The following is a 25,335-nucleotide window of genomic DNA, read 5'->3' as shown; positions in this document are numbered from 1 at the left end:
GCGTGTTTTTGGATGTGCTGCCCGTTCCTACGCCAGTATTACCTGGATCAGGTTCAAGGGTCTCCTTTCGGATCTCAGGTACATCCCATTCATTATTCGGGAAGACCGCCCCTCGGCATTCAAATTTGTGTATTTATTGGATTGATTGAAATATCAATAAGTTGGCGCATTATAGAGCGCTTTTCCCCTAAATGCAAAGAACCTGACAAAATCTACCAAGTTGGGGGAAAGCGCAGAAGCTTAGTCTGAGTCTTTGATGCGTGTCATTTTGCCCAATGGCGATTCGACGGTGTTCTTATCAAGGAAAAGATAGGTTTGGGTCAGCCCTTTCGCCATACCGCTCTGGTAGGTGACCATGACCTTACTACCTTCGACCTTATAGCTGCATTTCTCAACAATCTTATTGGTTTCAGTTTCACCCTTGCGGAAAACCATCACCGTGTCGACAATCCCGCTAACTTGCCACTTGCCTTTCAATGGCCCCGGATCACTCTCGGTGGAAGAACAGGCGGTTAAAGAGCCCAGCATCAACAAAACAATAAACGACAATACGAATTTCATTGCAGGTGTTTTCATTCTCTTTCCCAGTTTTATGTGTTTTATAAAATCGGTTCCCGTCTATTATCGCTAAGCTGATGATAAGAAAGTTTAAGAGAGTCTGACGCCTTCAGCTTCTCGGTGAGGAATGCTTTGGCTATGTGGGCGCTGTCGCTCAGCGCATGGCCTTTTGCCAACCCAGTAGCAATGGCAGAAGACAGCACACAACCGGTGCCGTGCGTATGTGAAGTTTGTACCCTAGCCGCAAATAAAGCTTCCGGCGTGCTATCGGATTGCAGCACATAGTCGGTACAACTGTCGGTTGCGGAATGCCCACCTTTGATGACCGCCGCTTTGACATTCATGCGCCAGAGTTGCTCGCCGATTTCATCCATTTCCTCGGCGAGCCCTTGATAATCGGTATTCAATAATCGATTCAATTCCGGCAGATTGGGCGTAATAACATCGGCACGGGGAAAAAGCTCGGCTTTCAAAATATCCAAAGCATCGAGCGCTAGCAAATCCTTACCGCTGGAGCTGACCAATACCGTGTCCAACACCACGTTTTTCAAGGCATAGCGATCAATCAATCTTGCTACACAAGAAACAATCTCAGCGCTTGCCAACATGCCGATTTTGACGGCATCCACCTGCATGTCGTCCAGCAAGGCAGACACCTGATTTTCCAGCACAGCGATGGGGGGCGCAAACACATCCGACACCCCTTGTGAGTTTTGCGAAGTCAACGCTGTCGGCACACTCAGCGCATAACCGCCAAGCGCATGGATGGTTTTGGCATCGACCTGAATCCCCGCGCCGCCATAAGGGTCAGAACCGGCAATCGTCAACACAACAGGCGTTTTATTCACTGATTCTCCTTCCATGCAGTTTGAAACAATTCATTCAACTGTCGCACTTTACCAACATCAATACTGGCATCTGTTGCAGAAACCTGCACGCCGCCAATCATCGCTATGCCCTGTACACCGCTCTTAACGACCTCGGTCAAATTGGTAGCATCAATGCCGCCGATTGCAACCACAGGAATCCTCTCTCCTTGATTGGCGAGACCCGCTACCCATTCTGATAAGCGCGGCAAGCCGGTTGTTTCATAGTCCAGCTGTTTACTGCGAGTTTCAAACACCGGACCGATTGCCATATAAGAAGGTTTGACCGACAACGCAAACGTCATTTCGTTTTGGGTGTGAGTGCTGATACCCAACCGCAAACCTGACGCTCGTAATGTGCGCCAATCTGTGTCATCAAGCGCTTCACAGTCTTCCTGCCCCAAGTGTACACCATACGCTTTACAGACAATCGCTTCCCGCCAAGCATCGTTGATGAACAATCGAGCATGGTATATGCGAGCAAGGGTTACCGCTTGGCGGACTTCATCACTCAAAGCTGTGCCCACCAAATCCTTGATGCGCAGTTGCGCCGTGGTAATACCGTTTTCAAACAATGGGCGCAATTTTGCCGCTCTATCCACCAAAGGATAAATACCCAGCGGCATCACACCGCAACTTGGAAAAGCTTTTAAAGTCATCAATCAAAATCCAAAAAAACTGCCAGGTTGGGTGTTTATCACTGCCCCAACCTGGCAGATTTTAATCCCCATTCCCAACTACTTCTCAGCTTGATGCCAAAACGGTGTTCCTAGCACAGGCGTAGAAGGCGAGGCAAAATCCCGCTCAGGCATCGCACCCGCCTCATAACCCGCACGTCCAGCTTCGACCGCTGAGCGGAATGCCGATGCCATTTTCACTGGTTGTTGCGCCAAGGCAACTGCCGAGTTCAGTAACACACCGTCATAACCCAACTCCATTGCCTGTACCGCATCCGATGGTTTGCCGATGCCGGCATCGACAATCAACTGCAAGTCTGGAAAACGCTCGCGAATCGCTTTCAGGTTGTAAGGGTTCATCAGACCTTTTCCTGAGCCGATAGGTGAACCCCAAGGCATCAGAATACGACAACCCGCTTCCACCAAACGCTTGGCCAACACCAAGTCGTCAGTGGTGTAGGGAAAGACCTCAAAACCGTCTTGGATAAGTGCTTCCGCCGCTTTAACCAACTCAAAAGGATCAGGTTGTAGATTGTATTCATCCCCAATCACCTCCAGTTTTATCCAGTTGGTCTGAAAAACCTCCCGTGCCATTTGCGCGGTCGTTATCGCCTCTTTCGCTGAGTGACAGCCTGCCGTATTCGGCAAAATCGCCAAATCCAATTCGCGAATCAGTTGCCAGAAGGTTTGCCCTGCGGCATCCCCCGCTGCCTGACGACGCAAAGAGACGGTCACAATTCCCGCCCCCGACGCACGAATGGACTCTTGCATGACCTGCGGTGAAGGGTAAAGTGCCGAACCGATCAATAAACGGCTGTTCAGCGTTTTGCCGCCGATGTGCCAAGGTGTCATCTCCATCACTTACCCTCCCTGCATGGGGGCGACGACTTCAATCGTATCGCCCTGTTGTAACTGTGTGTTGTCATAATCGCTACGCGGCACGAACGTGCTGTTGATTGCCGTCGCAAAGCCGCCTTGCTGATAACCTAATTGCTGTAGAAGTCCAGATAGGCTTTCACCGTTGGTGCATGCTATGGCATCCCCGTTAAAAACCACTTCTATGCGCTGTTTTTCCATTAAAAAGATTCCCCGAAACTTTGGTTGATTGCCTGCTCCGCCATCGCTGGCGATAACAGATAACCGTGTCGATACAGACCATTCACCCTCGTCAGCCCTTTCTCAACCTCAACGCGAGGCAAGTTGTCTTTCAAAGCCGGGCGACAATTGGTGAGTTGCTTGACGATACGCGCCTCGCCAAACGCGCTGTTCACGCTATAAACTGCGGACAACAGCTCCAAACTGGAACGCACCGACATTGGACTTTTGTCTTCACTTTCAATTTCCGTCGCCCCGACAACATAACGGTTGTCAGGTCTAGGCACGATATAAATGCGATAACGCGGATGCATCAAACGCACCGGACGCGAGATGTTCACGCCCGGGGCATCTAGCCAGAAAACTTCGCCTCGCACGCCGCGCAAATCCTTCACATCCGTTTTGGCACCTAGACCACGACTGTCAAATACCCAGTCAAAGCTTTCGGTCGTCGTACTGGTTGAAATGCCGTCTTTTGTGGTAATGGTTCCATGTGAAACAGCGGACACTTCCATTTGCTGATGCCACACAACATTTGCGTGAGACAGAAGATAGTTCGCAGAAGCCGCCATAAATGCCTGTGCATTCACCTGACCTTCTGCTGGCAAAAAGAAACCTTTTTTGTGGTGACTCAAGTCCGGTTCCAGCTCGGCGATTTGCTGTTGGTTCAAGGTTTGGATATCTGCTGCCGCGGGCACCTTAGCCCGCAGTTGGCGAATAAAGGTTTCCAACTCCGCTTCATCCGCAGGATGAGCCGTGATAATGGAACCCTTACGCTGAAACGCGCTGCTTGCGGCATCCAAACCAACTTGTTCCAACAACTCAGGCCATAACGCTATTGAGCGCTGTCCTGACTCGAAAATAGCCGACTCCGCAGTCTCCAGCTCCGCAAAAGGGGCGAGCATGCCTGCGGCAGTCAAACCCGCAGCATTTTCGCCCTCTGCCGTATCCAGATCAAACAGGGTGACCTGATGCCCTCGGTTGAGCACCATCAACGCCAGCACACGCCCGACCAGTCCGGCGCCTGCAATACCAATGTTCATATTTAGGCCTTCTTAGTGATGTCTTCTACATTGACGTAAACTTCACTGCCTTGCGCTTTGAACTCTTCAGATTTGGCTTGCATGCCTTGTTGCAAAGCTTCATCTTCGGACATGCCTTGTGCTGCGGCGTACTCACGCACATCTTGAGAGATTTTCATCGAACAGAATTTCGGCCCACACATCGAGCAGAAGTGCGCGACTTTCGCCGAGTCTCTCGGCAAAGTCTCGTCATGGAAAGCGCGCGCTTTTTCAGGGTCTAAACCAAGGTTGAACTGGTCTTCCCAACGGAATTCAAAACGTGCTTGAGACAAGGCATCATCACGTGAACGTGCGCCCGGATGCCCTTTAGCAATATCCGCCGCGTGTGCCGCAAGTTTGTAGGTAATCAGACCTTCTTTCACATCATCACGATTCGGCAAGCCCAAATGTTCTTTTGGCGTGACATAACAAAGCATCGCAGTACCGAACCAACCAATCATCGCTGCACCGATTCCCGAAGTGATGTGGTCATAGCCCGGTGCGATATCAGTCGTCAGAGGCCCAAGCGTGTAGAAAGGCGCTTCATGACAGTATTCCAACTGCTTTTCCATGTTTTCTTTGATCAGGTGCATCGGCACATGACCTGGACCTTCAATAATGGTTTGAACATCGTGTTTCCAAGCGATCTGTGTTAACTCACCCAAGGTTTTCAACTCAGACAATTGTGCTTCGTCATTGGCATCCGCCACTGAACCCGGACGCAAACCATCCCCGAGAGAGAAAGACACATCATAGGCTTTCATGATTTCGCAGATGTCTTCAAAATGGGTATAAAGGAAGTTTTCTTTGTGATGCGCAATACACCACTTTGCCATAATCGACCCACCACGTGAGACGATACCGGTAACACGCTTGGCAGTCATCGGCACGTAACGCAGCAACACGCCGGCGTGGATGGTAAAGTAATCAACACCTTGCTCTGCTTGCTCAATCAAAGTATCGCGGAAGACTTCCCACGTCAGATCTTCGGCAATGCCGTTGACCTTTTCCAAGGCTTGGTAAATCGGTACGGTACCGATTGGCACTGGTGAGTTACGCAAAATCCAATCACGCGTGGTATGGATGTTTTTCCCAGTGGATAAATCCATCACCGTGTCCGCACCCCAACGAGTCGCCCAAACCATTTTCTCAACTTCTTCGGCAATGGATGAGGTGGTGGCGGAGTTACCGATATTGGCGTTTACTTTCACCAGGAAATTACGACCGATAATCATCGGTTCGCTTTCCGGATGGTTGATGTTACAAGGAATTACCGCTCGGCCTTCTGCCACTTCTTGTCGGACAAATTCAGGGGTGATATCTTCTAATAGGTTCGCACCGAAATTTTCACCGCGTAAGCGTTGCTCACGCTCAGCGTCATTCAAATAACGACGCGTCATTTCACGGTTTTGGTTTTCACGGATGGCGATAAATTCCATCTCCGGGGTGATGATACCTTGGCGCGCGTAGTGCATCTGAGTGACATTTTTGCCCGCTGTCGCTCTTAAGGGCGCGCGTACTAGGCTTGATGCCCCAGCGATCGCGGTCTCCATCTGGCTGCGGTTTTTGTAACCGTTGTCTTTTGGATCAATCACGCGCCCTTCGTAGGCTTCGACATCACCACGCCCTTCAACCCAACTTTTACGAATAGCAGGCAAGCCTTGCGCAACATCAATATCGACAGACAGATCGGTATAAGCACCGGAAGTATCATAGACACTAACGGTTTCGCCATTAGTCAGTGCGATTTCACGCATCGGTACGCGGATCTCAGGGTGAATTTCACCTGGGATATAGATTTTTGATGACGCCGGAAGTGGCGTTCGAGTCAGGATTTCATTCGATGCCGGTAATGCATCTTTAAAAGGTGTGTTTTGTGTTGTCATTGCGTTTTTCTCACTTAGTTAAAAAAGTGTTGGAAAAACCGCGTAATCAGAGTGAACAAAAACCCAATAAGCCCATCGAAATAAGGCGGAATCAAAAGGAGAATAAACAAATATGGAACACATTGATGCTTATTCATCTCTTCTTGATTGAAGGTTTTTAAGTCATCAAAGTGTGGTAGCCGTAACGGCTATTGACTTGGAGTTCTCTTCCCTACGCTGGTCTTAACCAGTTCAAGTTCAACGGGTTTAGCTTGCGCAGTCTCAGCTCTGTTCTTTTTGAAAAAAGAACTTCGCACCCCGAGAGATGTGACAACATCTTAGCATAGATATTGATGAAATTGAAAGCAGCCCAACCTGGTAGATTTTTGCTTAAACAAAGCACTCGCCGCCCGAAGGGGTAAGGCGAGAAAATCTGCCAGGTTGGGTCAGTTGGACTATAGGCTAACCTTTAGTCTTATGGACAAACACGCCGTTGAAGTCTTCCGGCGGTTCTTCAATGTAATGTTCGCAGCGCTCAATATACATCTTGTAGACATTCTGATTGGTTTTATCCGGCCAGGCTTCAACTTCTTTGAAAATTTCCAACGCCTGGTCAAACTTAGCGTCCTTATACAACGCAATGGCTTGGTGGTATTTATCAAGCTCTTCTTTCAATCGACCTTCCGCCTGACCGAAGTCTTGCACCTGCCAGACTTCGACAGGTTCAGTTTTACCTTTCACCGTTACCAAATCCAGAAAGCGGAAAATATAGGGTTGTTTCAGTAGGTCTTTGGTGAAATTGGAAATGGTCACTTTAGAGTTATAGAACTTACACAAAGACTCCAAACGCGCGCCCAGGTTGATAGGATCTCCGATAACGGTATAGTCGCTTCGCCCTGCGGAACCCATCTCTCCTACCACGGCCTCCCCCGTATTGAGGCCAATACCGATATCAATAGGCGGTACACCAGCATCATCTGCCATTTTGACAACCGCTTCAAACCGTGGATCTTGGCGCACCTTTTCATTGATTTCATCCAAACCTTTTATTTGCTCCAAACTGGCGGTCACCGCTTTGTCAGCATGGTCTTCAACATCAATCGGCGCATTCCAATACGCCATGATGGCATCACCGATAAACTTATCGACCGTGCCTTGCGCTTTGACAATAATATCGGTCATGGGTTCCATGTAATCATTCAGGAAGGTAATGAGGGTTTTTGCGTTCGGCATGGCTTCGGAAATATTGGTGAAGTTGCGCACGTCGGAGAAGAAAACGGTTACTTCTCGTGTGTCCCCTTCCATAATATTGTTGGCTTCGTTCTTGAGGATTTCTTCCATAACCGCTGGACTCACCTTGCTGGAAAGCTTGCCGCGTAACATCATTTTTTGACGGGTTTCAAAGAAGTAGGCAACTACCAATGAGAAAATAAATGCCACCCCCAAGGCAAACACCCCAAAGAGAATGTTAAAGACAATCCCTTCTTTGAAAAGCGTTTCAAAATAGAAGAAATACAAAGCAATGGCTTCCGCCAAGTAGGCGACAAATGCCCAAAAAGCAGACAAACGAACAAATATCAAATAACTGAAAGCAAACACCACAGCTATGATGAGCATGTTGGCAGAAATCACCCAGCTTGGACGCGTGAGGAAATCCCCTTTCAGAATATTGTCGATGACGTTGGCATGTGCCTCCACCCCCGGATAAACGTTGTCAAACGGCATGGAACGCAAGTCCAATAACCCGGCAGCAGACGTCCCGATTAAGACAAACTTGCCGTCCAACTCTTTAGGGTCGACTTTGTTCTCCAAGACTCGTGCGGCGCTGATGTAGTGAAAAGTATGACCGGGGCCTCGGTAGTTTACAAACAGTCGTCCACCGGGGTCTGTCGGGATAAACATTTTGCCCAACTGAATGGACTCTACCCCTAGATCCGAGTAGTTGACGAAGACTTTACTCTTTTGTGTTGCAATACGAATCATTTCCAGCGCGAGTGAAGGATAAATAACGCCATCATATTTCATGACCAAAGGCACGCTACGTACCATCCCTGACTCATCGGGAACATTATTGAAAAAGCCGCTGCTATAGGCTGCGTTTTGCAGTACCGGGATATTGAGCAACACCCCTTTTGGCTGGAGAATGTCGGTGTTTGCAGAGAACCCGCGTTCTATAAAGATTGCCGGAATATTAGGTGTATCCGCTTTGGGCGTTGGCGTACTCATCTGAAAGACATAACCGAGAATGGTCGGGGTCTGAGCCAGTGTCTTTGCCATTACCTGATCGAAATCCGGCAGATTTTTGTCTGGGAAATGGTAGCGTTTGGCAAGCTTCGCCGGCGAGGTTCTGTCTGCTTCGGAAAACACGATATCCAGACCGACAATACCCGCGCCATCATTAGCCAGTTTTTGTAGAAGCTCGGCAAATAAATCACGGCTCCAAGGCCATTGACCATATTTCTCAAGGCTGGCATCGTCCAAATCGACAATCACCACCTGACCCGTCGTGGGAATCGGACCACGGGCAAGAAAAAGGAAATCTCTTAAACGATTATCAAGCGATAGAAAAGTTTGCGGAATGTACAAATATCCGCCTATGAGCACCGTCAGCCCGATGACAAGGACACTGAGGTGACTGAAAAGTTTCCACTTTCCGAGTTTAGTCATGCGCCAACTCCCAGCTTTCTATCATCACAATGACTATGGCCCACCGCCGTGACCAACATAAGATCCGGAAATACTGGTGCTACCTCCGCCAGCGGCTGTTCCGCTCAAGTTGAAGGTACCTGCCACGCCTTGCGCATTATTACCATAAAGCTTACCGTTTAAACTGCCGGTGATACCTGAGACATTACCACTGGAAGAGAAGTTGGAAACACTAATTGCTCCAGAGCTGGAGACTGTTCCGTTGGTAAAAATGTTATCCCACTTGTTTCCAGCCAGGGTCAAATTCGTCATGGAACCACTGACCTTGTTTGTGCCAAAATTTACCTGCATCAATAGTGTTCCAGTTGCCTGATTGCTACCCGAAATGGCTACGAGATTGCCCGAATACGCAGCGCTTCCCGTAAAACCACTAATAGTAGCCGCCGGTGTTTCGGTAATGCCTGGCAGTGGATTAGTGAACGGCGTCGTCAACTGTGCAGAGTTTTTATCCGCCCAGTAACCATATTCGTTATAACTGTCTTTTCCGGCAACCACTTGGTAAGGAATGGCGATGGTGGTTTGATTCAATTGCCCATCCGTATCTGTGGGCAAATTACTGTCAGCAACCATGGAGGACACAAAGTCATCACCTACCGACTGAGTATTTGTCATCCCTTCCAGATAAACATCGTTTGGGTTATCCTTATTTTTGGTTCGAGCAGTGATATACCCTTCTCCGGCATTGAATCCTAAAGGGTTGGAGTCGTTTCCACTACCAACATCATCGGTCTGAGCTTCAATCGCATCCGCCAACTGATCTTTCTCTGATTGTGGCGGGTCTTTTTGAATCATAACCGTTTTAATGGTCAGATCTTTCACACTGACATTTCCGGTTTTAGCATCATAATCCAGCGACTTCCCGGCAGGAACATCATACACCGCACCATTCGAGTTCAATTGCATATAAGTAGCGCCGTCCAAGGTGGAAAGCTGTGTTTTATCACCCTGCACACGGACAATGTAGATGGTTCCACGAATACCGATAGTGGCCGTGGCTGTTTTGATCTTAAAACGTTGCTTGGCGATTTCACCGATTTTACCGGTCATTGATTTGAAGACGCCCTTGGATAATTTAAACTCGACCTTTGACGTTTTGGCATCTCCGTAGACATATTCAGGCACTGAAAACAGCGTGTTTTTTCCAATCGTTACAATGGTTCGGTCTTTAAAGATAATCTGAACCTTTGTTTCATTACTGGTCTTGATTTGATCTTTTTCTTCAATCGCATCGCCGAGATGGATTGGCAACTTTTGATCTCCTCTTAAGATGACCGCATCACCTTTGATAGCGGAAACGTTGGCAATAGAAGCGAATGTCGGTGTCGACAACACCAGCAAAATCATCAATAAAAAGCGAGTCAACATCGGCTTCTCCTAAAAACGTTTAATCAGATTAAGTGTCACCACATTTTTCTGATATTCATAAATCTTAATCGTAGAGTTGTTTTGCACAACAGACAACTTCAACTGTGCGGACAATGTCTGTTGAATGTCTTTGGTGAGTGTAGCAGTCAAGGTCAATTTGGTATCTGTTTGACGCTTGTTGGCACCACTTAAGCTTTTCAGCCAGAAATCATCTTGCAAATATTGTTTCTGTTGATACTCTCCCAAAATGCCAGCACTATAGCCTTTCGGGAAGAGATAGTTCATCCCCAGTCGAGCCGTCAACGCCTGGTAGTCGACATTCACCGTGTCTGAACTACGCTGTTTTTGTTCACTCTCGACGACACCTTGTCCATACCACGTCCATAATGCCCCTATTCGTTTCTGATACAACATTGCCAGTTGCATATACTGTGCATCACGATCACGGTAGACACTTGACTGGTAGTCCTTTTTCAGCAACTTGAACTGCGTCGAAACAAACTGAGTCAAATCCGGCATATAACTGATTGTCGGAGCAATACCATATGACATTAAATACGGGTTCTTACCATAGGTCATGTCATCTACATACAGTGCCGCATCGGTTGTCCACCCTTTCTTATGCCACGACAACGCGGGCATATAGCTACCAAACAAAATGTTGTAATCTGTCTGGTTCGGTAACCAACGGTTATAAAGCGTGACATCGTTTTTAAACGCAAACCCATACTTCTTTGGGTTGTCGTAACGGTGATTAACCGTCAACATCTGCTCGGAACCCCACGCGCCAATATCCGAAGGGAAATTCAATGTTCCACTCGGCAGTTGAAAGTTGTCGGACTGCGGTGAATAATTCAAATTTGAATCGTAAAACACCGACCCAAGCAACGTCGCTCTGACGGAATTATGCGGTTTATTATCTATAGCACTCATTCTAGCCAGATAAACACGAATATTATTCTTCACTGTTTCAGGTGCGTTTGAGTCCAACACCTCCATCAAATAGCGTTTTGATTGAACAAAGTCACCGAGTTCATAATACATGCGACCCAGTTCTAGCTTGGCACGTTGGTTATGAGGGTAACTGATCAGAATACGCTCATAAGACCCAATGGCCTCATGGTAATCTTTTATAAAAAAAGCGGAACGCCCCAAGTAGTAGTTGTAATTAACATTTCCATAATCAGTGGAAACCAACTGTAAAAACGCTTGGTACGATGCCTGATATTTTTTTTGTTTATACAGCTCTAAGGCTTGAGTATAACTGACCGTTGCTTGGACATCGCCTGCATAGGCTTGACCTTGAACCAAAACAACAGTGCTGGCAACAACCCCCCATATCCATTTTTTCATGAATGATTCACCAACATCTCACCATGACGGCTCGCCGCATCTGAACACACTTCCGTTTTATTGCTTCGCCGCATAAGATCCTTCTGCTTTGGTTCTATTTCTCGTCACATCAAATGTTCCACCAACACCATTAGCATTGGAGCCATAAAATTTTCCATTAATACTACCGCTATAGCTCGCCCCTGACTCACTTCCATCATAAAAGGATGTCGAGCTGAAACTACTGCTGCTAGCGTTTATTGTTCCACTATCAAAATACGGTCTCCACTGAACACCATTTAGTGTAAATGTCATATTCCCGGAAACGTCTTTTGAGTATCCTGAAATGGTCATGTTAATCGTTCCTGATGCATTGTACGAACCTGAAAAAACAGTTAAGTTCCCCGAATAAGTCAAAGAGGACTGCGAGCCAATGCCATCTAAAACAGCCTGCATATTAGGCGTCAAACTCACACCCGATAAAGGTTCAGAATAAGGCGAACTTCTTTCTTGAGTCGTCTTGTCAAGCCAATAACCATAAGATGTATAGGAATCCGATCCAGCAGCTACTTTGACTTTCTTGTCTTCTGTCTCAACATTTTGTGAAGTTGTCTGGGTCGTAGAGGTGTTGGTCTCTACTGTATTCTGAGCTTCGTCTGTCGTGCCACCGCCATCGGTTCCTGAGCCCCCATCACTTTCATTATCAGCAGTTTTAGTTTTATCATCACCGATAGTGCCTGTATTTACTGAAACTGAGGTTGACGACACATCCTGAAGAGTGACTTTTCCGGTATCAATGTTATAAACCAATTCTTTTCCGGCAGGCACATCATAGGTCTTACCACTATTGAGTTCCATATAGGTTGCACCGTTCAATGTCGCCAAACTGGTTTCCGAGCCAACGACTCGTACAATATAGGTCGTCCCCCTGATTCCAATAGTGGAAGTCGCCGTCTTGATTTTAAAACGTTGAGGAGCCAACTTACCGATCCTACCTGAAATGGATTTAAAAACACCCTTGGCAAGGTTAAATTGGGCTTTAGAGGTATCAGCATCCCCATAAACATACTGGGGAATTGAGAAATCAGTACTCTTTCCGATCGTAACGATGGTTCTGTCATTGAACACAACTTGAACCTGAGTATTTGCGCCAGTTTTAATTCGGTCTTTTTCTTCAACCATATCACCAACATTAATCACTACTTCCTGAGCACCACGAAGGAAGTGCGCTTCTCCACGAACAGCAGAAATTTTCCCGATAGAAGCTAAAGCTTGAAAGCTAAGCACTAGGGTCAAAACGAACATTGTCATTCTTAACATAACACCCTCCTAAAACCGCTTCATAACGTTGAAGGTGTAAAGACTTTTCTGATAAGCGTAAACAGATAAGTTCGAGTCATTGTGAACTCGACTGGCGCGTAGTTGAGCGGTAACGTTCTTAGCGAAATCTTTTGATAAAGTCACTTCAGCGTAATAACGCTTATCGTGCTGATTAACATCTCCTCCGCCAAAATTCTTTGTTAGGCGGTCGACATTCTCAAACAATTTATCCTGATAACCAAACGTACCGGACAATGTGAGGTTTTGAGGAAGCAAATAGGCAACACCGGCCTTCAAACCAAGTTGATGGTAGTCAACATTGACGAGTGTTGTCGGTGCAGCATCGGCAGTTTCTCTTTCAAGTACAGCCTGCCCATACCAAGAAAACAACGGGCCGACTCGTTTTTGATATAGGGTGCTGATTTGTGCAAATTTGGAATCTTTAGGTTTCGTGCTATTGGTTTGATAGTCACGCTTTAAGAACCTGAACTGGGTCGTAAAATACTCCGTCAAATTCGGCATGTAAGTCGCCTTCGGCGAAATACCGTAAGACATCATATACGGGTTTTTACCATAGTTCATGCCGTCAACGGTTACCCCGGCATCCAACGTCCATCTGTCATGCTGAAACGATAATGCCGGGGAGTAACTTCCATACAGAATATTGTATTCACTGTTGCCGGGAGAGGCTTTGTTGTAGAGAACAAAATCATTCAACCAGGCATAACTCTGTTTGTTTGGATTTTCGTAACGATGGTTAAGCACCAACATCTGCTCAGAACCCCATGCGCCGATGTCCGCAGCAGACTTCAAACTTCCAGAGGGAAGGATCATTTGATCCGACTCTGGAGAGTAATTTAAATTTGAATCATAGAAGACTGATCCCAACAGGGTTGCCTTCACCGTATTCAACGTAGGTTTTTCGCCATCCTGATCCATTCTGGCTAAGTAATACCGAATGTTATTTTTTACCGCTTGGGGAGCATCTGTCTTCAAGACGTCATTTAAATATTTGCGTGCTTCGGTATAACGATGCATTTCATAGTAGAGGCGCCCCAATTCTAGTTTGGAACGCGCATTGTTCGGATATTGAATCAAAATACGTTCATAGGCGGAAATGGCTTCGTTGTATTCTTTAACAAAAAAAGCGGCGCGCGCGAGATAGTAGTTGTAGTCGACATTGGTGTAATCGGAGTCAGCCAACGTCAAAAAGGCTTCATAAGCTTTTTCATAGTGTTTGTCTTTATATAACTGAAGTGCCGATTGAAAATCAACAGCAGCCATTGCCTTGAATGACGGCAACAAAAACGACAAAAAAAGGAAATATGAAATTTTTTTCATGAAAAACTCTTAGTACCCACCTCAAACGCACCTGTTTTGCTTATTTTTTTGTGTAGTTTAGTGCCCGCAAATTCAGATTACGTCTTAAGTGTAAGAGTATATACGAAGAAATAAGGATACAAAACCTTTACATAAAGATTTTGTATCGCTAATTACATGAAAAATTTAGATTTTTAGCGATTCACCATTCAGGTCGCAATAATTTTATCGAACAACTGACTGTATTCATTTTCTTCAATGTCCAGCCTAACACCAATATGACTTTTGTCGAATAAATCAATGCAATGCTTTACGTGAGCGTTAAACAAGAAGCTTTTAAAGCCATTTTTAAAAGGAATATCAAAATGCACTTCAACCGTTTCATTACGGTCCAACTGATACATAGCGATAAAGCCCAAACCATGTTTTGAGAAATCAGTCATAGTCGCAAAAATTGTTGAGTCATTAACCTTCATCACCACCGGTCGGTTGGAAGCGACTCTGACTGTTTGTCGCTTGTCTGAATTCTCAAGTGAAGTTGTTCTATCTGAATAAAAGTCTCTATTTTTTACCGAAATCATTGAATCCATTTTCGTCTCCACTTGAAATCTCCAACTGTGTCTTAAATGCAGCTTTATCTTAATAGTCAAGATGCATACACAACAATTCAAAAATTCCTAGCCCTGATAAATAAACATTATTTTATGGTTTAATAATACTTTAATCCACAAAAAAAGTCCTGAAATTTCAACCAATAACCCTCCCACTTTCGCTAGCTACCATCATTTACAAAACTGAAAGATTTCAAACCCGTATAATAAATCGCACAAAGATGTTACAAAAACCAAGGAATAGCCATGGCTTTAAGAACCTACAATTCTATCTCTCCTATCATTGGCAAAGAAAGCTGGGTCGATGACTCCGCTGTTGTTATCGGAAAGTGTGAACTGGGTGAAAACGTCAGCATTTGGCCAAATGCAACGCTTCGCGGTGATGTCAACGATATCAAAATCGGTGACCGCACCAATATTCAAGATGGCGCCGTTGTTCACACCACACACGAATCCCCTTTAACCAGAGGGTCAAAGTGCATTGTCGGCAAGGATGTTACTGTAGGTCATAACGCCGTATTGCACGGTTGCATTATTGAAGATGAAAGTTTGATTGGCATGGGTGCCGTGGTGCTGGATAATGCCGTGGTGCAAAAGCATGTATTGGTCGGTGCCAACAGTTTGGTTCCGCCGGGAAAAATACTGGAAAGTGGTTATCTTTATGTTGGATCACCCGTCAAGCAAGCACGCCCTTTGACGGATGAAGAAAAAGCGTTTTTCAAGTATTCGGCTGAACACTACGTCAAGTTGAAAAATGAGTTCCAGACTCAAGTTAAACCACTTTAACTAATCTGCCAGATTCTCAATATAATTAAGACAAGAGAGACCCATCAATGATTGTGTTGCAGCATGCGCTTTGGGGACAGTTGATTTTAGTACTACTTTTCAGCTTCTTGACCGGGCTGGAAATGAGAGATTACCACCAACAATATCATCCTGATGACAAACAGCATTCCTTCGGCACCATCCGCACCTATGCGTTCACCGGGCTGCTCGGATTTGTCTTTTACCTTATCGACCCAAATCTGTTTTTAGCCGGGTTCCTTGCATTAACCGCCATCTATCTTTTGCTCTACTGGCGTAAACTTGAAGCTCAACGAAGTGGGGTCTTAAGTTACCTTGTATGGGCGCTCACCTATAGCTATGCCCCCCTTGTGATGACCCAACCTCTGTGGGTGCTTGCCAGTATTTTTGTCATTAGCGTGTTACTTTTGGGTTCCAAAGCCGCTATCAACGAAGCGGTTTCCAAACTGGACACCAGCGAGATCACAACACTGGCAAAACTAATTTTGCTCAGTATTGTCATTTTGCCCCTGCTACCGCAAGACGTCATCAGCCACTGGATTCCGGTCTCACCATTCAAAATCTGGCTCGCGGTTGTCGTTGTATCCTCCATCTCTTACCTTGGATATGTATCGCAACGCTACTTTTTTCCCAACCAAGGCGTGTTACTGACCGGGATCTTTGGCGGCATCTACTCTTCAACTGCAACCACAGTTGCGCTGAGTAAAAAATCTATGCTACACCCAAGATTCAGCTACAAAATGACAGGCGCCATTTTAATTGCCACTGGATTAATGTACTTGAGATTGCTTGGAATTGCTGCCGTGTTCAATTGGCAAGTGGCACTGGCACTATGGAAGCCAATGGTAGGCTTGGCGATACTCGTGTTTTTGGCAACCATCGTTTACGACCGCCTGGAAGGTCGCCGTGCCACGCAGCAACAGATGGACACAAACGCACACAACAACCCGCTTGAGCTAAAAATCGCATTTGTATTTGCTGGACTGTTTGTGATGATGGCCATCATTACTCAAGCGGTGACACAACATTTTGGCGAGGAAGGTTTGCGCTATTTGTCTTTGGTGGTCGGGTTTACCGATATTGATCCATTCGTACTTTCATTGCTAAACGGTCATTACCATGCAACAAGTGGCATGATTGCCAGTGCTGTTCTGATTGCCGCAGGCTCCAATAACTTGCTGAAGGCGGTTTACGCTTACGCTATTGCCGAACCCAAAGTGGGCAAGCATAGCGCCACTTGGCTAGCCATTTTTGGATTAATTACAATTGCACTGGGTTGGTTTTATTAAGTTGGTTTTACTGAGCGGAATTAAATTAGCTTGTTTAAGCTTACCTACCCAACCTGGTAGATTTTATACTTTCAAAGTGACTTTAAACCGCGAAACGTCTTAAGCCGAAATACTCTCTCTGATCTGCTGGATAACCCTTGCCGTTTCAGGACGAACCCCTCGCCACAGATAAAAAGCTTCTGCCGCCTGACCGACCAACATCCCTAGACCATCCATCACCTGACAGCTCGGCTGATGTTGTTTTGCCCAATCTATAAAAACGGTCGGTTTTGGGCCATACATCATGTCATACACCAAGTTGCCGGATTTTAAGCATGCTGGGGAAATGAGTGGCACTTTATTTTCAAGACTGGCCGACGTACCGTTGATAATGATATCAAAGCCCTGCTCACAAGGAATATCTCCCCAGCCGCTGGCCGTCATCACAATACCATTGCTAAAGCGTTCTGCAAGTTCTTGCGCCTTCTCAGCAGTACGATTTGCGATATGAACAGTGGCAGGAGCCTTTTCCAATAGCGGTTGCAAAATGCCCTGCACAGCGCCACCAGCCCCCAGAATCAAAACACGCTTATCTTTGAAAGGTCTGTTGCCGTTGATTTCAATATCATTGACCAGCCCAATGCCATCGGTGTTGTCCCCTAATATCGAACCGTCTTCACCAAACTTCAAGGTATTAACGGCTTGTGCAGTTTTCGCTCTTTCAGTTAGTTCAGTCGCAAATTGGTAAGCATCCAACTTAAAAGGCACGGTGACATTCAACCCTTTGTAACCTTTTGCCATCAATTGGCGGACGGCATACTCAAAAGGTGTTTGCTCAGGGTCAATACGAATCGCTTCATACACAAGCACTTGATCTGTCTGTTCGGCAAACAAGCGATGAATCTGCGGGGATTTTGAGTGGGCAATCGGATTGCCAACTACTGCATAACAATCAACGGATGACATTTCGAAGTCTTACTCAGCAAGCCATTTTGCAGCGTCTTTGGCGTAATAGGTCAGAATGCCATCCGCGCCTGCGCGCTTACAACCAAGTAGTGTTTCCAAAACAACTGCGCGCTCATCAATCCAACCGTTGAGTGCTGCCGCTTTTAGCATAGCGAACTCACCACTCACGTGATAAACAAAGGTTGGCGCTTTAAACTCATCTTTCACTCGGCGGACAATATCCAAATAAGGTACACCTGGTTTCACCATGACCATATCGGCACCTTCGTTTAAGTCCAACGCCACTTCATGAAGGGCTTCGTTACTATTGGCGGGATCCATTTGATAAGTTTTCTTATCGGCTTTACCCAAGTTACCTGAAGACCCTACCGCATCACGGAAAGGTCCATAATAAGCCGACGCATATTTTGCCGAATACGCCATGATACGGGTATTGATATATCCATTATCTTCCAATAGTTCACGGATCTCGATAATACGACCATCCATCATGTCCGAAGGTGCGACAACATCAGCACCGGCTTCAGCATGAGACAACGCCTGTTTCATCAACACGTCGATAGTATCATCATTCAACACATACCCTTCTTCGTCAATAATCCCGTCCTGTCCATGCGTGGTATAAGGGTCAAGCGCCACATCCGTCATCACTCCCATTTCCGGCACAGCTTCTTTAATGGCGCGAATCGTTCTCTGCACCAACCCGTCTGGGTTGTAGGCTTCGGCAGCCTCCAAAGTTTTGGTGTCCGCATGAGGTACAGGGAAAAGCGCAATCATCGGAATCCCCAACTCAAATAGTTCTTGAGCTTCCGCAACCAAAAGGTCTATACTCAGCCTCTCAATGTTTGGCATCGAGGCAACTGGTTCTCTTTTGTTAACCCCCTCAATTACAAACATCGGATAGATTAAATCTCCCGCGGTCAGGACGTTTTCTCTCATCAAACGACGCGAAAATTCGTCTTTTCTCATACGTCTCATGCGGGTAATTGGAAATTGGCGTTCAATCATGGACTGTCCTTTCTAATCTCTGTGCGTGTTGAATCGGGTGCGGTAGATGATACTCCCTTCTTCTGCCAAAATAAACCCGACGGGTAATGGATTCAGCGCGAAGATAACTTAACAAAATTAAGGTCCGATATTTATGTTAGAAAATTTTGAATATACCTTCTTCGACCAGACTATTGCAGAAAAATTCGCAGCCTTTGCCCAGACACACAATCTGGATACTGATATTCGAGAAGAATCCTCTCCTTATGGAGAAGCTTCATTTGAGGTTTCTATCAAAGGCACACTGGATGACGAACAAGCGGATGTACTCGAAGAATATTACTCGGACTTGTTGTTTGGTGAGCAAGCGGCACAATTTGAAGGCAATGGAGCGGATGGAGCATTGGCAGACGCCTGCGGTGTTCAAGTTAAACTTGAAAGTGGGGAATATACAACCGTGGCCATCAAGCCGGAAATCATGAATAAAATTCTTTCAGTACTGACGATCGACGAACTACAATCTTTTTTGGCTCAGGTTGCCGAAGACATCGAAAATCCTAAGTCAGGCCCCATCTGTAGCCGACAAGACCTACCTAAATAGTCAGGCAAATCCCCTACAAATAGAAAAAAATCACTATGGCATAAAAAATTTATATCAGGATTTGCTAATTTTTAGGGGTTTAGCGCTTGAACTTAAGCACCTTTAAACTTAATATAATCGTCCAGCAATTCCGTGTCTTTTTTTGTCTGAGCAAAATGGTCGCGGCTTTACAATAAGCTATATTCAAATAGTAAACTCTTGAATCTGGGACATTTTTGTTTTAGCAGGAATGTCAATCAAGGAGCATTAAATGACAGATAAAATCGTTGAAAAGGTTGCGATCCAAACTGAGGAATCTCGCAATCAAAGCCGTCGTGCTTTCCTAAAAGGAAGTGCGGCTGTGGCGGGGGGTGTACTGTTCACCAAGTCCGCTCTAGCTGACTCGGTTGATGGAGTCAACAAGTTCGACCCTGCTAAAGCAGTCGCACCTTACAAAGGCGAAAAAGAAATTACAACCGTCCTACCTGATCAGATGGAACGTAAATCTCTTGGTTTCGGTGTTCGTAAATATCCTTACGGCATGCCTTCTCCATATGAGAAAGAAGTTCAACGTCGTACTCTTGAGTGGCTAACACCTGACTCAATGGCGTCGATCACTATGACACCAATCCAAAGCCTAAACGGTATTATCACACCAAACGGTCTTCACTTCGAACGTTACCACGGTGGTGTACCAACTATCGATCCTGCTAAGCATCGTCTAGTTATTCACGGTTTGGTTGAGCGTCCATTGATCTTCACTATGGATGACCTAAAGCGTTTCCCTTCAATTTCTCGTATTCACTTCATCGAATGTCCTGCTAACGGTGCGATGGAATGGAAGGGCGTTCAGTTGAACTCAGTTCAATGGACTCACGGGATGATGTCATGTGTTGAATACACTGGTGTTCGTCTATCTGACCTTCTAAAAGAAGCTGGTATCAAACCAGAAGGTAAGTGGATTATTCCTGAAGGTTCTGATGCATCTGGTATGTCTCGTTCTATCCCTGTTGATATGGCGATGGATGACTGCTATGTTGCTTACGCACAGAACGGTGAAGCGCTACGTCGTGAACAAGGTTACCCAATTCGTTTGGTTGTTCCTGGTTGTGAAGCTAACATGTGGGTTAAATACCTGCGTCGTATCTACGTACACGATGTTCCTCTACAACACCGTGAAGAAACTTCTAAGTACACTGAGCTTATGCCAGACGGTACTGCCCAACGTTTCTCATGGTACATGGAAGCTAACTCTGTAATCACTTACCCATCTCCAGACTTCAAAATGCAAGGTCCTGGTAAATACTACGTTCGTGGTCTAGCATGGTCCGGTCGCGGTAAAGTTGCTCACGTTGATGTTTCGTTCGACGGTGGTAAAAACTGGAAAGAAGCACACTTTACTTCACCTGTTCTTGATAAAGCTTGGACTCGTTTCGAAATCGAATGGGATTGGGATGGTTCTGAAGCATTCTTGATGAGCCGTACTACAGACGAAACCGGGTATGTACAGCCTACAATGCCACAAATGCGTGCAATTGAAGGAACGAACAACGTTTACCACCGTACTGCGATGGTAACCTGGAGAGTACATCCTTGGGATAACGGTGCAAACGGAGGCTTGATTCAAAATGTTCAGTACTAAGAAAACTCTACTAGCAGCAGGTATTGCTACATTTGCTTTCGCAGGTTCTGCGTTCGCAATGTCTGGCAACTCTGGCAGCAACTCTGGTGATGCTGCGAAAATGGACGGCAAATATGCTTCCAACTACAAAGAAATCATCGAAGCGAATGGTGGTAAGTACCTAGATTCTAAAGTTATTGCTCAGATCCTAGGTAAAGACGCTATGAACGGTCGTGAAGGTCTAATTGGTAAATTGGATCCAAACAACCCATACTCTTTCGAAGTTGATGATGCTATCGATGGTGGTGATCACGGTAACGGTCAGTGTAAAATCCCTGCGGCTTTCACTGATATCCATGATGCCGCTAAGAAGCACTACTATGATGACACGACTTTTGTTGCAAACGGTTTTGGTACGCCAATCGCTGAATCTGCAATGAAAATCTGGAACATCTCTGTAGATGGTGACGGTAACGGTCTTCCAGATCCAAAAGTCGGTATGACTGTATCAAAAGGTGGTGAAGTTTACGTTAAGTTCTGTGGTATGTGTCACGGTGAATTCGGTGAAGGTGCTAAAGGTTATCTACCTCTAGCAGTTGACGAAAGCCTTGTTGCTACTGACCCACGTGCTCCAGCACCAATGAAAACTGTTGGTAACTACTGGCCCTATGCTACGACTTTGTTTGACTACATCCGTCGTGCAATGCCTTTCTGGACACCTAACGCACCATATATCGGTGATGCAGGGTACATGGGTATGGTTGGTTACATCATGCAATCAAACTACATTCCAAAAGGTTTCGACAAAGACGGAAACCCAGTGCAGTTAGATGATGATGATTTCTATAACTCTGTAATGCTAATGAAGCAAAACAAGTTCATGAAAAACCAAGGCAACTTCTTCTGTGACCACCGTCCAGTTGTTCACAACCCACGTTGCATGAAAGACTGTCCTGACTATATGGTTGGTGATGGTAAAGGTAACATCAAGCACTTTACAGAAGCGCGTAAACTACCTGATGGTAGCTTCCAGTACAACGTTCCACAACGTTTACACGAAGCACCTCCAGGTGTTGGTCACGCTGGTATGTAATCTAAACTTTGTTTAGATGTGAGAAAGCCCGCTTTATGCGGGCTTTTTTTTATTTCTCTCGCCCAATTTTCTCTTCATCGTTACCACCTTTCCAAACTCTGTATAAACCCTGACTTTTACAGAATAAAGTCTTGAAAAATCAAGATAATCACGTAGAATACGCCGTTATTCCCAAATGAATATAACGAAATGGCTTTAATTGATCCTTTTAACCGAAAAATAGAATACTTGCGAGTCTCCGTTACGGACAAGTGTAACTACCGTTGTGGCTACTGTATGCCTGAGCAAGGAGCGCATCCTGAAGGCCGTCATACTGAATACCTTGATTTCGACGAACTCAGCAGAATCATCAAAGCATTTGTCGAACTTGGCGTTACAAAAGTGCGTATCACGGGGGGTGAACCTCTGGTTCGTAAAGGACTATCAGACTTTGTTTCAAGCATCAGCCCGCTGGATGGACTTAAAGAAATCGCACTTTCAACCAATGGACACTTTCTCGACAAGCATGCTGTCGCACTAAAAGAAGCTGGCGTGACCCGCGCGAATATTTCTATCGACTCGCTAAAACCAGAGTTATTTAACAAAATCACACGCGGCGGCGATCTGAAAAAGGTTCTTGCTGGCGTCGATGCTGCTTTGGAAGCAGGGCTAAACCCAATCAAGTTCAACATGGTAGTCATGAAAGGCACCAACGATGGTGAAATTGAACGCATGGTCGACTATGGTTTGGAGAAAGGTGTGGAAGTGCGCTTTATCGAAACCATGCCTATTGGGGAAGCTGGCATCAGTTTGATGGACCAACACTACCCTATGGATGCCATCATGAAACGCATTAAAGCCCATGTCGGGACTGATCTGATTCCATCAACAGGCAAATCACATGATGGACCATCAAAGAATTTCATTATTAAAGGCACCGACACACGTATAGGCGTTATTTCTGCGGTATCTCAGCACTTTTGTGAAAGCTGTAACCGCGTGAGACTGACTGCACGAGGCGTGTTGGCACTTTGTTTGGGTCAGGAAGACTCCGTTGACCTAAGAACCCCTATTCGCGAAGGCATCAGCGACGAAGGCCTGAAACAAATGATTGTCGATGCCATGTTGAAAAAGCCGGAACGTCACTTTTTTAACGAAAACGTACACAATATTGAATTTCGCCAAATGGTCAGCCTAGGCGGCTGATCGGGCAACTAACTAAGGAACGCAAATATGCTGGAAATTTTATACTTTGCAAACTTTAGAGAAGTCTTAGGGCGAAGCCAAGAGACTTTGCCGTCAGATAGCTTCAAAACTGTCGGCTGCGTATTGAACGCACTGGCAGAGCGCGGTGAACAATGGAAAATGGCACTAGCAGACAATACCAATCTGCAAATCGCCGTTAATCATGATGTTGCTGATCGCACGACTACATTAAAAGCTGGGGATGAAATTGCTTTCTTTCCACCGGTGACTGGAGGCTGAGACTTGTCCGAGTTTCCTTTTGTCAAAGTTCAGAAAGAAGACTTTGATTTAACCACCGAGATCAACGCCCTACGCAAAGGTCACAAAGACATTGGCGCCGTGGTTTCTTTTGTAGGCACCGTACGTGATATCAACGAAGGTGATGATATTTCTGTACTGGAGCTTGAGCACTACCCGGGCATGACCGAAAAGGCGCTAGAAGCTATTCGTTTGCAGGCCCATGAACGCTGGTCACTACAAAGCAGCATGATTATCCACCGTATCGGTGAGATGATGCCTTGTGATCAAATCGTATTGGTCGCAGTCAGCTCTCGTCACAGGGAAGCTGCATTTGAAGCTGCTCACTTCATTATGGATTACTTAAAGACCAACGCGCCTTTCTGGAAAAAAGAAACTTTTCCAAATGGCGACATGCGATGGGTTGATGCGCGTGTTTCTGACAAAGAAGCTGAAGCTCGCTGGCACCAACCTGTAAACAAAGAAGAGCCGGCATAGAAACCCTATTTCCACAAACAATCTGTCATTTCCCCGCAAACGCGGGGATTTTTTTGGAAGACCGATGATGAAAACATTTGATGAAGCTTTAGACTATCTCATTCAACAAGCCAAACCAACAAACCAAACCCTATCCATTTCTGTCGGACAGGCGTGTGGCTACATCCTTGCAGAAGACATTATCTCCGGTGTCAATGTTCCTTCTTTCGACAACAGTCAAATGGACGGCTATGCCATACGTTGCCAAGACTTGAATGCTCAAGACACCTTCAGTGTCAGCCAACGTATTCCAGCCGGCTCACTGGCTTCTGCTCTACAACCGAACAGCATTGCCCGTATCTTCACTGGTGCCCCCATGCCAGAAGGCGCGGACACCATAGTCATGCAAGAAGACACGGAAGAGCTAGAAAACGGTGAGATCAAAATCCTATTAAAATCTGCCAGGTTGGGGGATAACGTCCGAGTCATTGGTGAAGATATTGCTATCGGTCAAACCCTGTTTTCAGCAGGTCGCCGCCTGACGGCCCAAGACTTAGGGTTGATTGCCTCTATCGGCATCGCGGAAGTAAACGTTTATCGTCCATTGAGAATCGCGACTTTCACCACTGGAGACGAATTATTGGAACCTGGCGATACCCCCCAACCTGGCAAAATTTTCAATGCCAACCGATATACCCTGTCAGGCGCCATTCCTCAACTTGGCTTTGAATTGATTGACCTCAGCAAGGTAGAAGACACCTTAGAAGCCACTATTGAAGCGATGAAAGCTGCCGCATCCCAAGCGGATGTCGTAATGACCACAGGCGGCGTTTCTGTTGGTGAAGAGGATCATATCAAACCGGCAATTGAATCCCTAGGCGCTCTGGATATGTGGAAGGTCAAAATGAAGCCAGGTAAACCACTTGCCTTTGGTAATATCGGTGGAACACCGTTTATCGGCTTGCCGGGTAACCCAGTATCGGCTTTCGCCACCTTCTACCTATTTGCCAGACCTTTCCTACTAGCCATGCAGGGCATGAAAGATGTCATTCCAACGCCTCTATGGCTAACTGCTGGCTTTGAGTGGAACAAGCCACATTTTCGCCGCGATTTTGCCAGAGCGAGAATGGTTCAGGACAACACCCGTAAAGAAACTTATCTTGAACTGTTCCCGAAACAGGGATCAAATGTACTGACGTCCACCGCTTGGGCGGACGGCTTTGCGGTAATTCCTGAAGATACTACTATCGCCAAGGGAGACAAGGTCGCCTTTTTCCCTTTTAATGATCTGACATAAGCCTT

The 25,335-nt window shown here is 46.0% G+C and carries 24 protein-coding genes and 2 riboswitches; of the genes, 9 read left to right on the top strand and 15 right to left on the bottom strand.

Annotated elements, in window-relative coordinates:
- Window positions 1–6 precede the first annotated feature (6 nt).
- Window positions 7–123: riboswitch (TPP riboswitch) on the bottom strand.
- A 117-nt stretch (window positions 124–240) separates the two neighbouring features.
- The 13 genes from HVMH_RS00820 to HVMH_RS00760 form a co-directional block, all read right to left on the bottom strand.
- Entirely contained in the window at window positions 241–576 is a 336-nt protein-coding gene (locus HVMH_RS00820; protein ID WP_051623051.1) for a hypothetical protein, read from the bottom strand.
- A gap of 23 nt (window positions 577–599) precedes the next feature.
- Window positions 600–1,406 (bottom strand): bifunctional hydroxymethylpyrimidine kinase/phosphomethylpyrimidine kinase, encoded by an 807-nt coding sequence (gene thiD / locus HVMH_RS00815; RefSeq protein ID WP_051623052.1) that lies wholly within the window; start codon window positions 1,404–1,406, stop codon window positions 600–602.
- Window positions 1,403–2,083, bottom strand: a complete 681-nt coding sequence (locus tag HVMH_RS00810; protein ID WP_029911046.1) for a thiamine phosphate synthase — start codon at window positions 2,081–2,083, stop codon at window positions 1,403–1,405. The genes thiD and HVMH_RS00810 overlap by 4 nt, the downstream gene beginning before the upstream one ends.
- A 78-nt stretch (window positions 2,084–2,161) precedes the next feature.
- Window positions 2,162–2,959 (bottom strand): thiazole synthase, encoded by a 798-nt coding sequence (locus tag HVMH_RS00805; protein WP_029911048.1) that lies wholly within the window; start codon window positions 2,957–2,959, stop codon window positions 2,162–2,164.
- 3 nt (window positions 2,960–2,962) lie between these two features.
- Window positions 2,963–3,178, bottom strand: coding sequence for a sulfur carrier protein ThiS (thiS, locus tag HVMH_RS00800; RefSeq protein WP_081822730.1), 216 nt, complete (start codon window positions 3,176–3,178; stop codon window positions 2,963–2,965).
- Complete coding sequence (gene thiO / locus HVMH_RS00795; RefSeq protein ID WP_029911054.1) at window positions 3,178–4,239, bottom strand: glycine oxidase ThiO; 1,062 nt, start codon at window positions 4,237–4,239, stop codon at window positions 3,178–3,180. Before thiO ends, thiS begins: the two co-directional genes overlap by 1 nt.
- A 2-nt stretch (window positions 4,240–4,241) precedes the next feature.
- Window positions 4,242–6,143, bottom strand: a complete 1,902-nt coding sequence (thiC, locus tag HVMH_RS00790; RefSeq protein WP_029911058.1) for a phosphomethylpyrimidine synthase ThiC — start codon at window positions 6,141–6,143, stop codon at window positions 4,242–4,244.
- Window positions 6,144–6,334: 191 nt separating this feature from the next.
- A riboswitch (TPP riboswitch) is annotated at window positions 6,335–6,453 on the bottom strand.
- A gap of 131 nt (window positions 6,454–6,584) precedes the next feature.
- Window positions 6,585–8,789, bottom strand: coding sequence for a CHASE2 domain-containing protein (locus tag HVMH_RS00785; RefSeq protein WP_029911060.1), 2,205 nt, complete (start codon window positions 8,787–8,789; stop codon window positions 6,585–6,587).
- A gap of 33 nt (window positions 8,790–8,822) precedes the next feature.
- The gene (locus HVMH_RS00780; RefSeq protein WP_029911063.1) at window positions 8,823–10,193 is read right to left on the bottom strand and encodes a FecR domain-containing protein; all 1,371 of its coding nucleotides are present in this window, start codon (window positions 10,191–10,193) and stop codon (window positions 8,823–8,825) included.
- Window positions 10,194–10,202: 9 nt separating this feature from the next.
- Entirely contained in the window at window positions 10,203–11,546 is a 1,344-nt protein-coding gene (locus HVMH_RS00775; protein ID WP_029911066.1) for a tetratricopeptide repeat protein, read from the bottom strand.
- A 57-nt stretch (window positions 11,547–11,603) separates the two neighbouring features.
- Window positions 11,604–12,845 carry a FecR domain-containing protein gene (locus HVMH_RS00770; RefSeq protein ID WP_051623053.1) on the bottom strand — a complete coding sequence of 414 codons (1,242 nt, stop codon included), beginning with the start codon at window positions 12,843–12,845 and terminating at the stop codon, window positions 11,604–11,606.
- A 9-nt stretch (window positions 12,846–12,854) separates the two neighbouring features.
- Window positions 12,855–14,186, bottom strand: a complete 1,332-nt coding sequence (locus tag HVMH_RS00765; protein WP_029911072.1) for a tetratricopeptide repeat protein — start codon at window positions 14,184–14,186, stop codon at window positions 12,855–12,857.
- 188 nt (window positions 14,187–14,374) lie between these two features.
- Window positions 14,375–14,755, bottom strand: coding sequence for a PilZ domain-containing protein (locus HVMH_RS00760; protein WP_232087779.1), 381 nt, complete (start codon window positions 14,753–14,755; stop codon window positions 14,375–14,377).
- A 267-nt stretch (window positions 14,756–15,022) separates the two neighbouring features.
- On the opposite strand from HVMH_RS00760, the gene HVMH_RS00755 reads away from it, so the two are divergent.
- Window positions 15,023–15,562 (top strand): gamma carbonic anhydrase family protein, encoded by a 540-nt coding sequence (locus HVMH_RS00755; RefSeq protein WP_029911090.1) that lies wholly within the window; start codon window positions 15,023–15,025, stop codon window positions 15,560–15,562.
- 47 nt (window positions 15,563–15,609) lie between these two features.
- The gene (locus tag HVMH_RS00750) at window positions 15,610–16,869 is read left to right on the top strand and encodes an MgtC/SapB family protein (protein WP_051623054.1); all 1,260 of its coding nucleotides are present in this window, start codon (window positions 15,610–15,612) and stop codon (window positions 16,867–16,869) included.
- A 99-nt stretch (window positions 16,870–16,968) separates the two neighbouring features.
- On the opposite strand, the gene aroE is transcribed toward HVMH_RS00750, so the two are convergent.
- Entirely contained in the window at window positions 16,969–17,814 is an 846-nt protein-coding gene (gene aroE / locus HVMH_RS00745) for a shikimate dehydrogenase (protein WP_029911096.1), read from the bottom strand.
- Between the two features lie 9 nt (window positions 17,815–17,823).
- Window positions 17,824–18,822, bottom strand: a complete 999-nt coding sequence (gene hemB, locus HVMH_RS00740; RefSeq protein ID WP_029911099.1) for a porphobilinogen synthase — start codon at window positions 18,820–18,822, stop codon at window positions 17,824–17,826.
- A 133-nt stretch (window positions 18,823–18,955) separates the two neighbouring features.
- Between hemB and HVMH_RS00735 the strand changes: the two genes are divergently transcribed.
- The 7 genes from HVMH_RS00735 (at window position 18,956) to HVMH_RS00705 (ending at window position 25,330) form a co-directional block, all read left to right on the top strand.
- On the top strand, window positions 18,956–19,402 hold the full coding sequence (locus HVMH_RS00735) for a hypothetical protein (protein ID WP_029911102.1): 447 nt from the start codon (window positions 18,956–18,958) through the stop codon (window positions 19,400–19,402).
- Between the two features lie 250 nt (window positions 19,403–19,652).
- Window positions 19,653–21,023, top strand: a complete 1,371-nt coding sequence (gene soxC, locus HVMH_RS00730; protein WP_029911105.1) for a sulfite dehydrogenase — start codon at window positions 19,653–19,655, stop codon at window positions 21,021–21,023.
- On the top strand, window positions 21,010–22,095 hold the full coding sequence (locus HVMH_RS00725) for a c-type cytochrome (RefSeq protein ID WP_029911108.1): 1,086 nt from the start codon (window positions 21,010–21,012) through the stop codon (window positions 22,093–22,095). The genes soxC and HVMH_RS00725 overlap by 14 nt, the downstream gene beginning before the upstream one ends.
- 189 nt (window positions 22,096–22,284) lie before the next feature.
- Window positions 22,285–23,280 (top strand): GTP 3',8-cyclase MoaA, encoded by a 996-nt coding sequence (gene moaA, locus HVMH_RS00720; protein ID WP_029911111.1) that lies wholly within the window; start codon window positions 22,285–22,287, stop codon window positions 23,278–23,280.
- 27 nt (window positions 23,281–23,307) lie between these two features.
- A complete protein-coding gene (gene moaD, locus HVMH_RS00715) occupies window positions 23,308–23,559 on the top strand; it encodes a molybdopterin converting factor subunit 1 (RefSeq protein WP_029911114.1) in 252 nt (83 codons plus the stop codon).
- 3 nt (window positions 23,560–23,562) lie between these two features.
- Complete coding sequence (gene moaE / locus HVMH_RS00710) at window positions 23,563–24,054, top strand: molybdopterin synthase catalytic subunit MoaE (RefSeq protein WP_029911117.1); 492 nt, start codon at window positions 23,563–23,565, stop codon at window positions 24,052–24,054.
- Between the two features lie 64 nt (window positions 24,055–24,118).
- Window positions 24,119–25,330, top strand: coding sequence for a molybdopterin molybdotransferase MoeA (locus tag HVMH_RS00705; protein ID WP_035628964.1), 1,212 nt, complete (start codon window positions 24,119–24,121; stop codon window positions 25,328–25,330).
- Window positions 25,331–25,335: the final 5 nt, after the last annotated feature.

The organism is Hydrogenovibrio marinus (genome assembly GCF_013340845.1).
GTDB classification, from domain to species: domain Bacteria; phylum Pseudomonadota; class Gammaproteobacteria; order Thiomicrospirales; family Thiomicrospiraceae; genus Hydrogenovibrio; species Hydrogenovibrio marinus.
The sequence above is the reverse complement of the archived record's forward strand: the minus strand, read 5'-3'. Positions and strand labels throughout refer to the sequence as shown.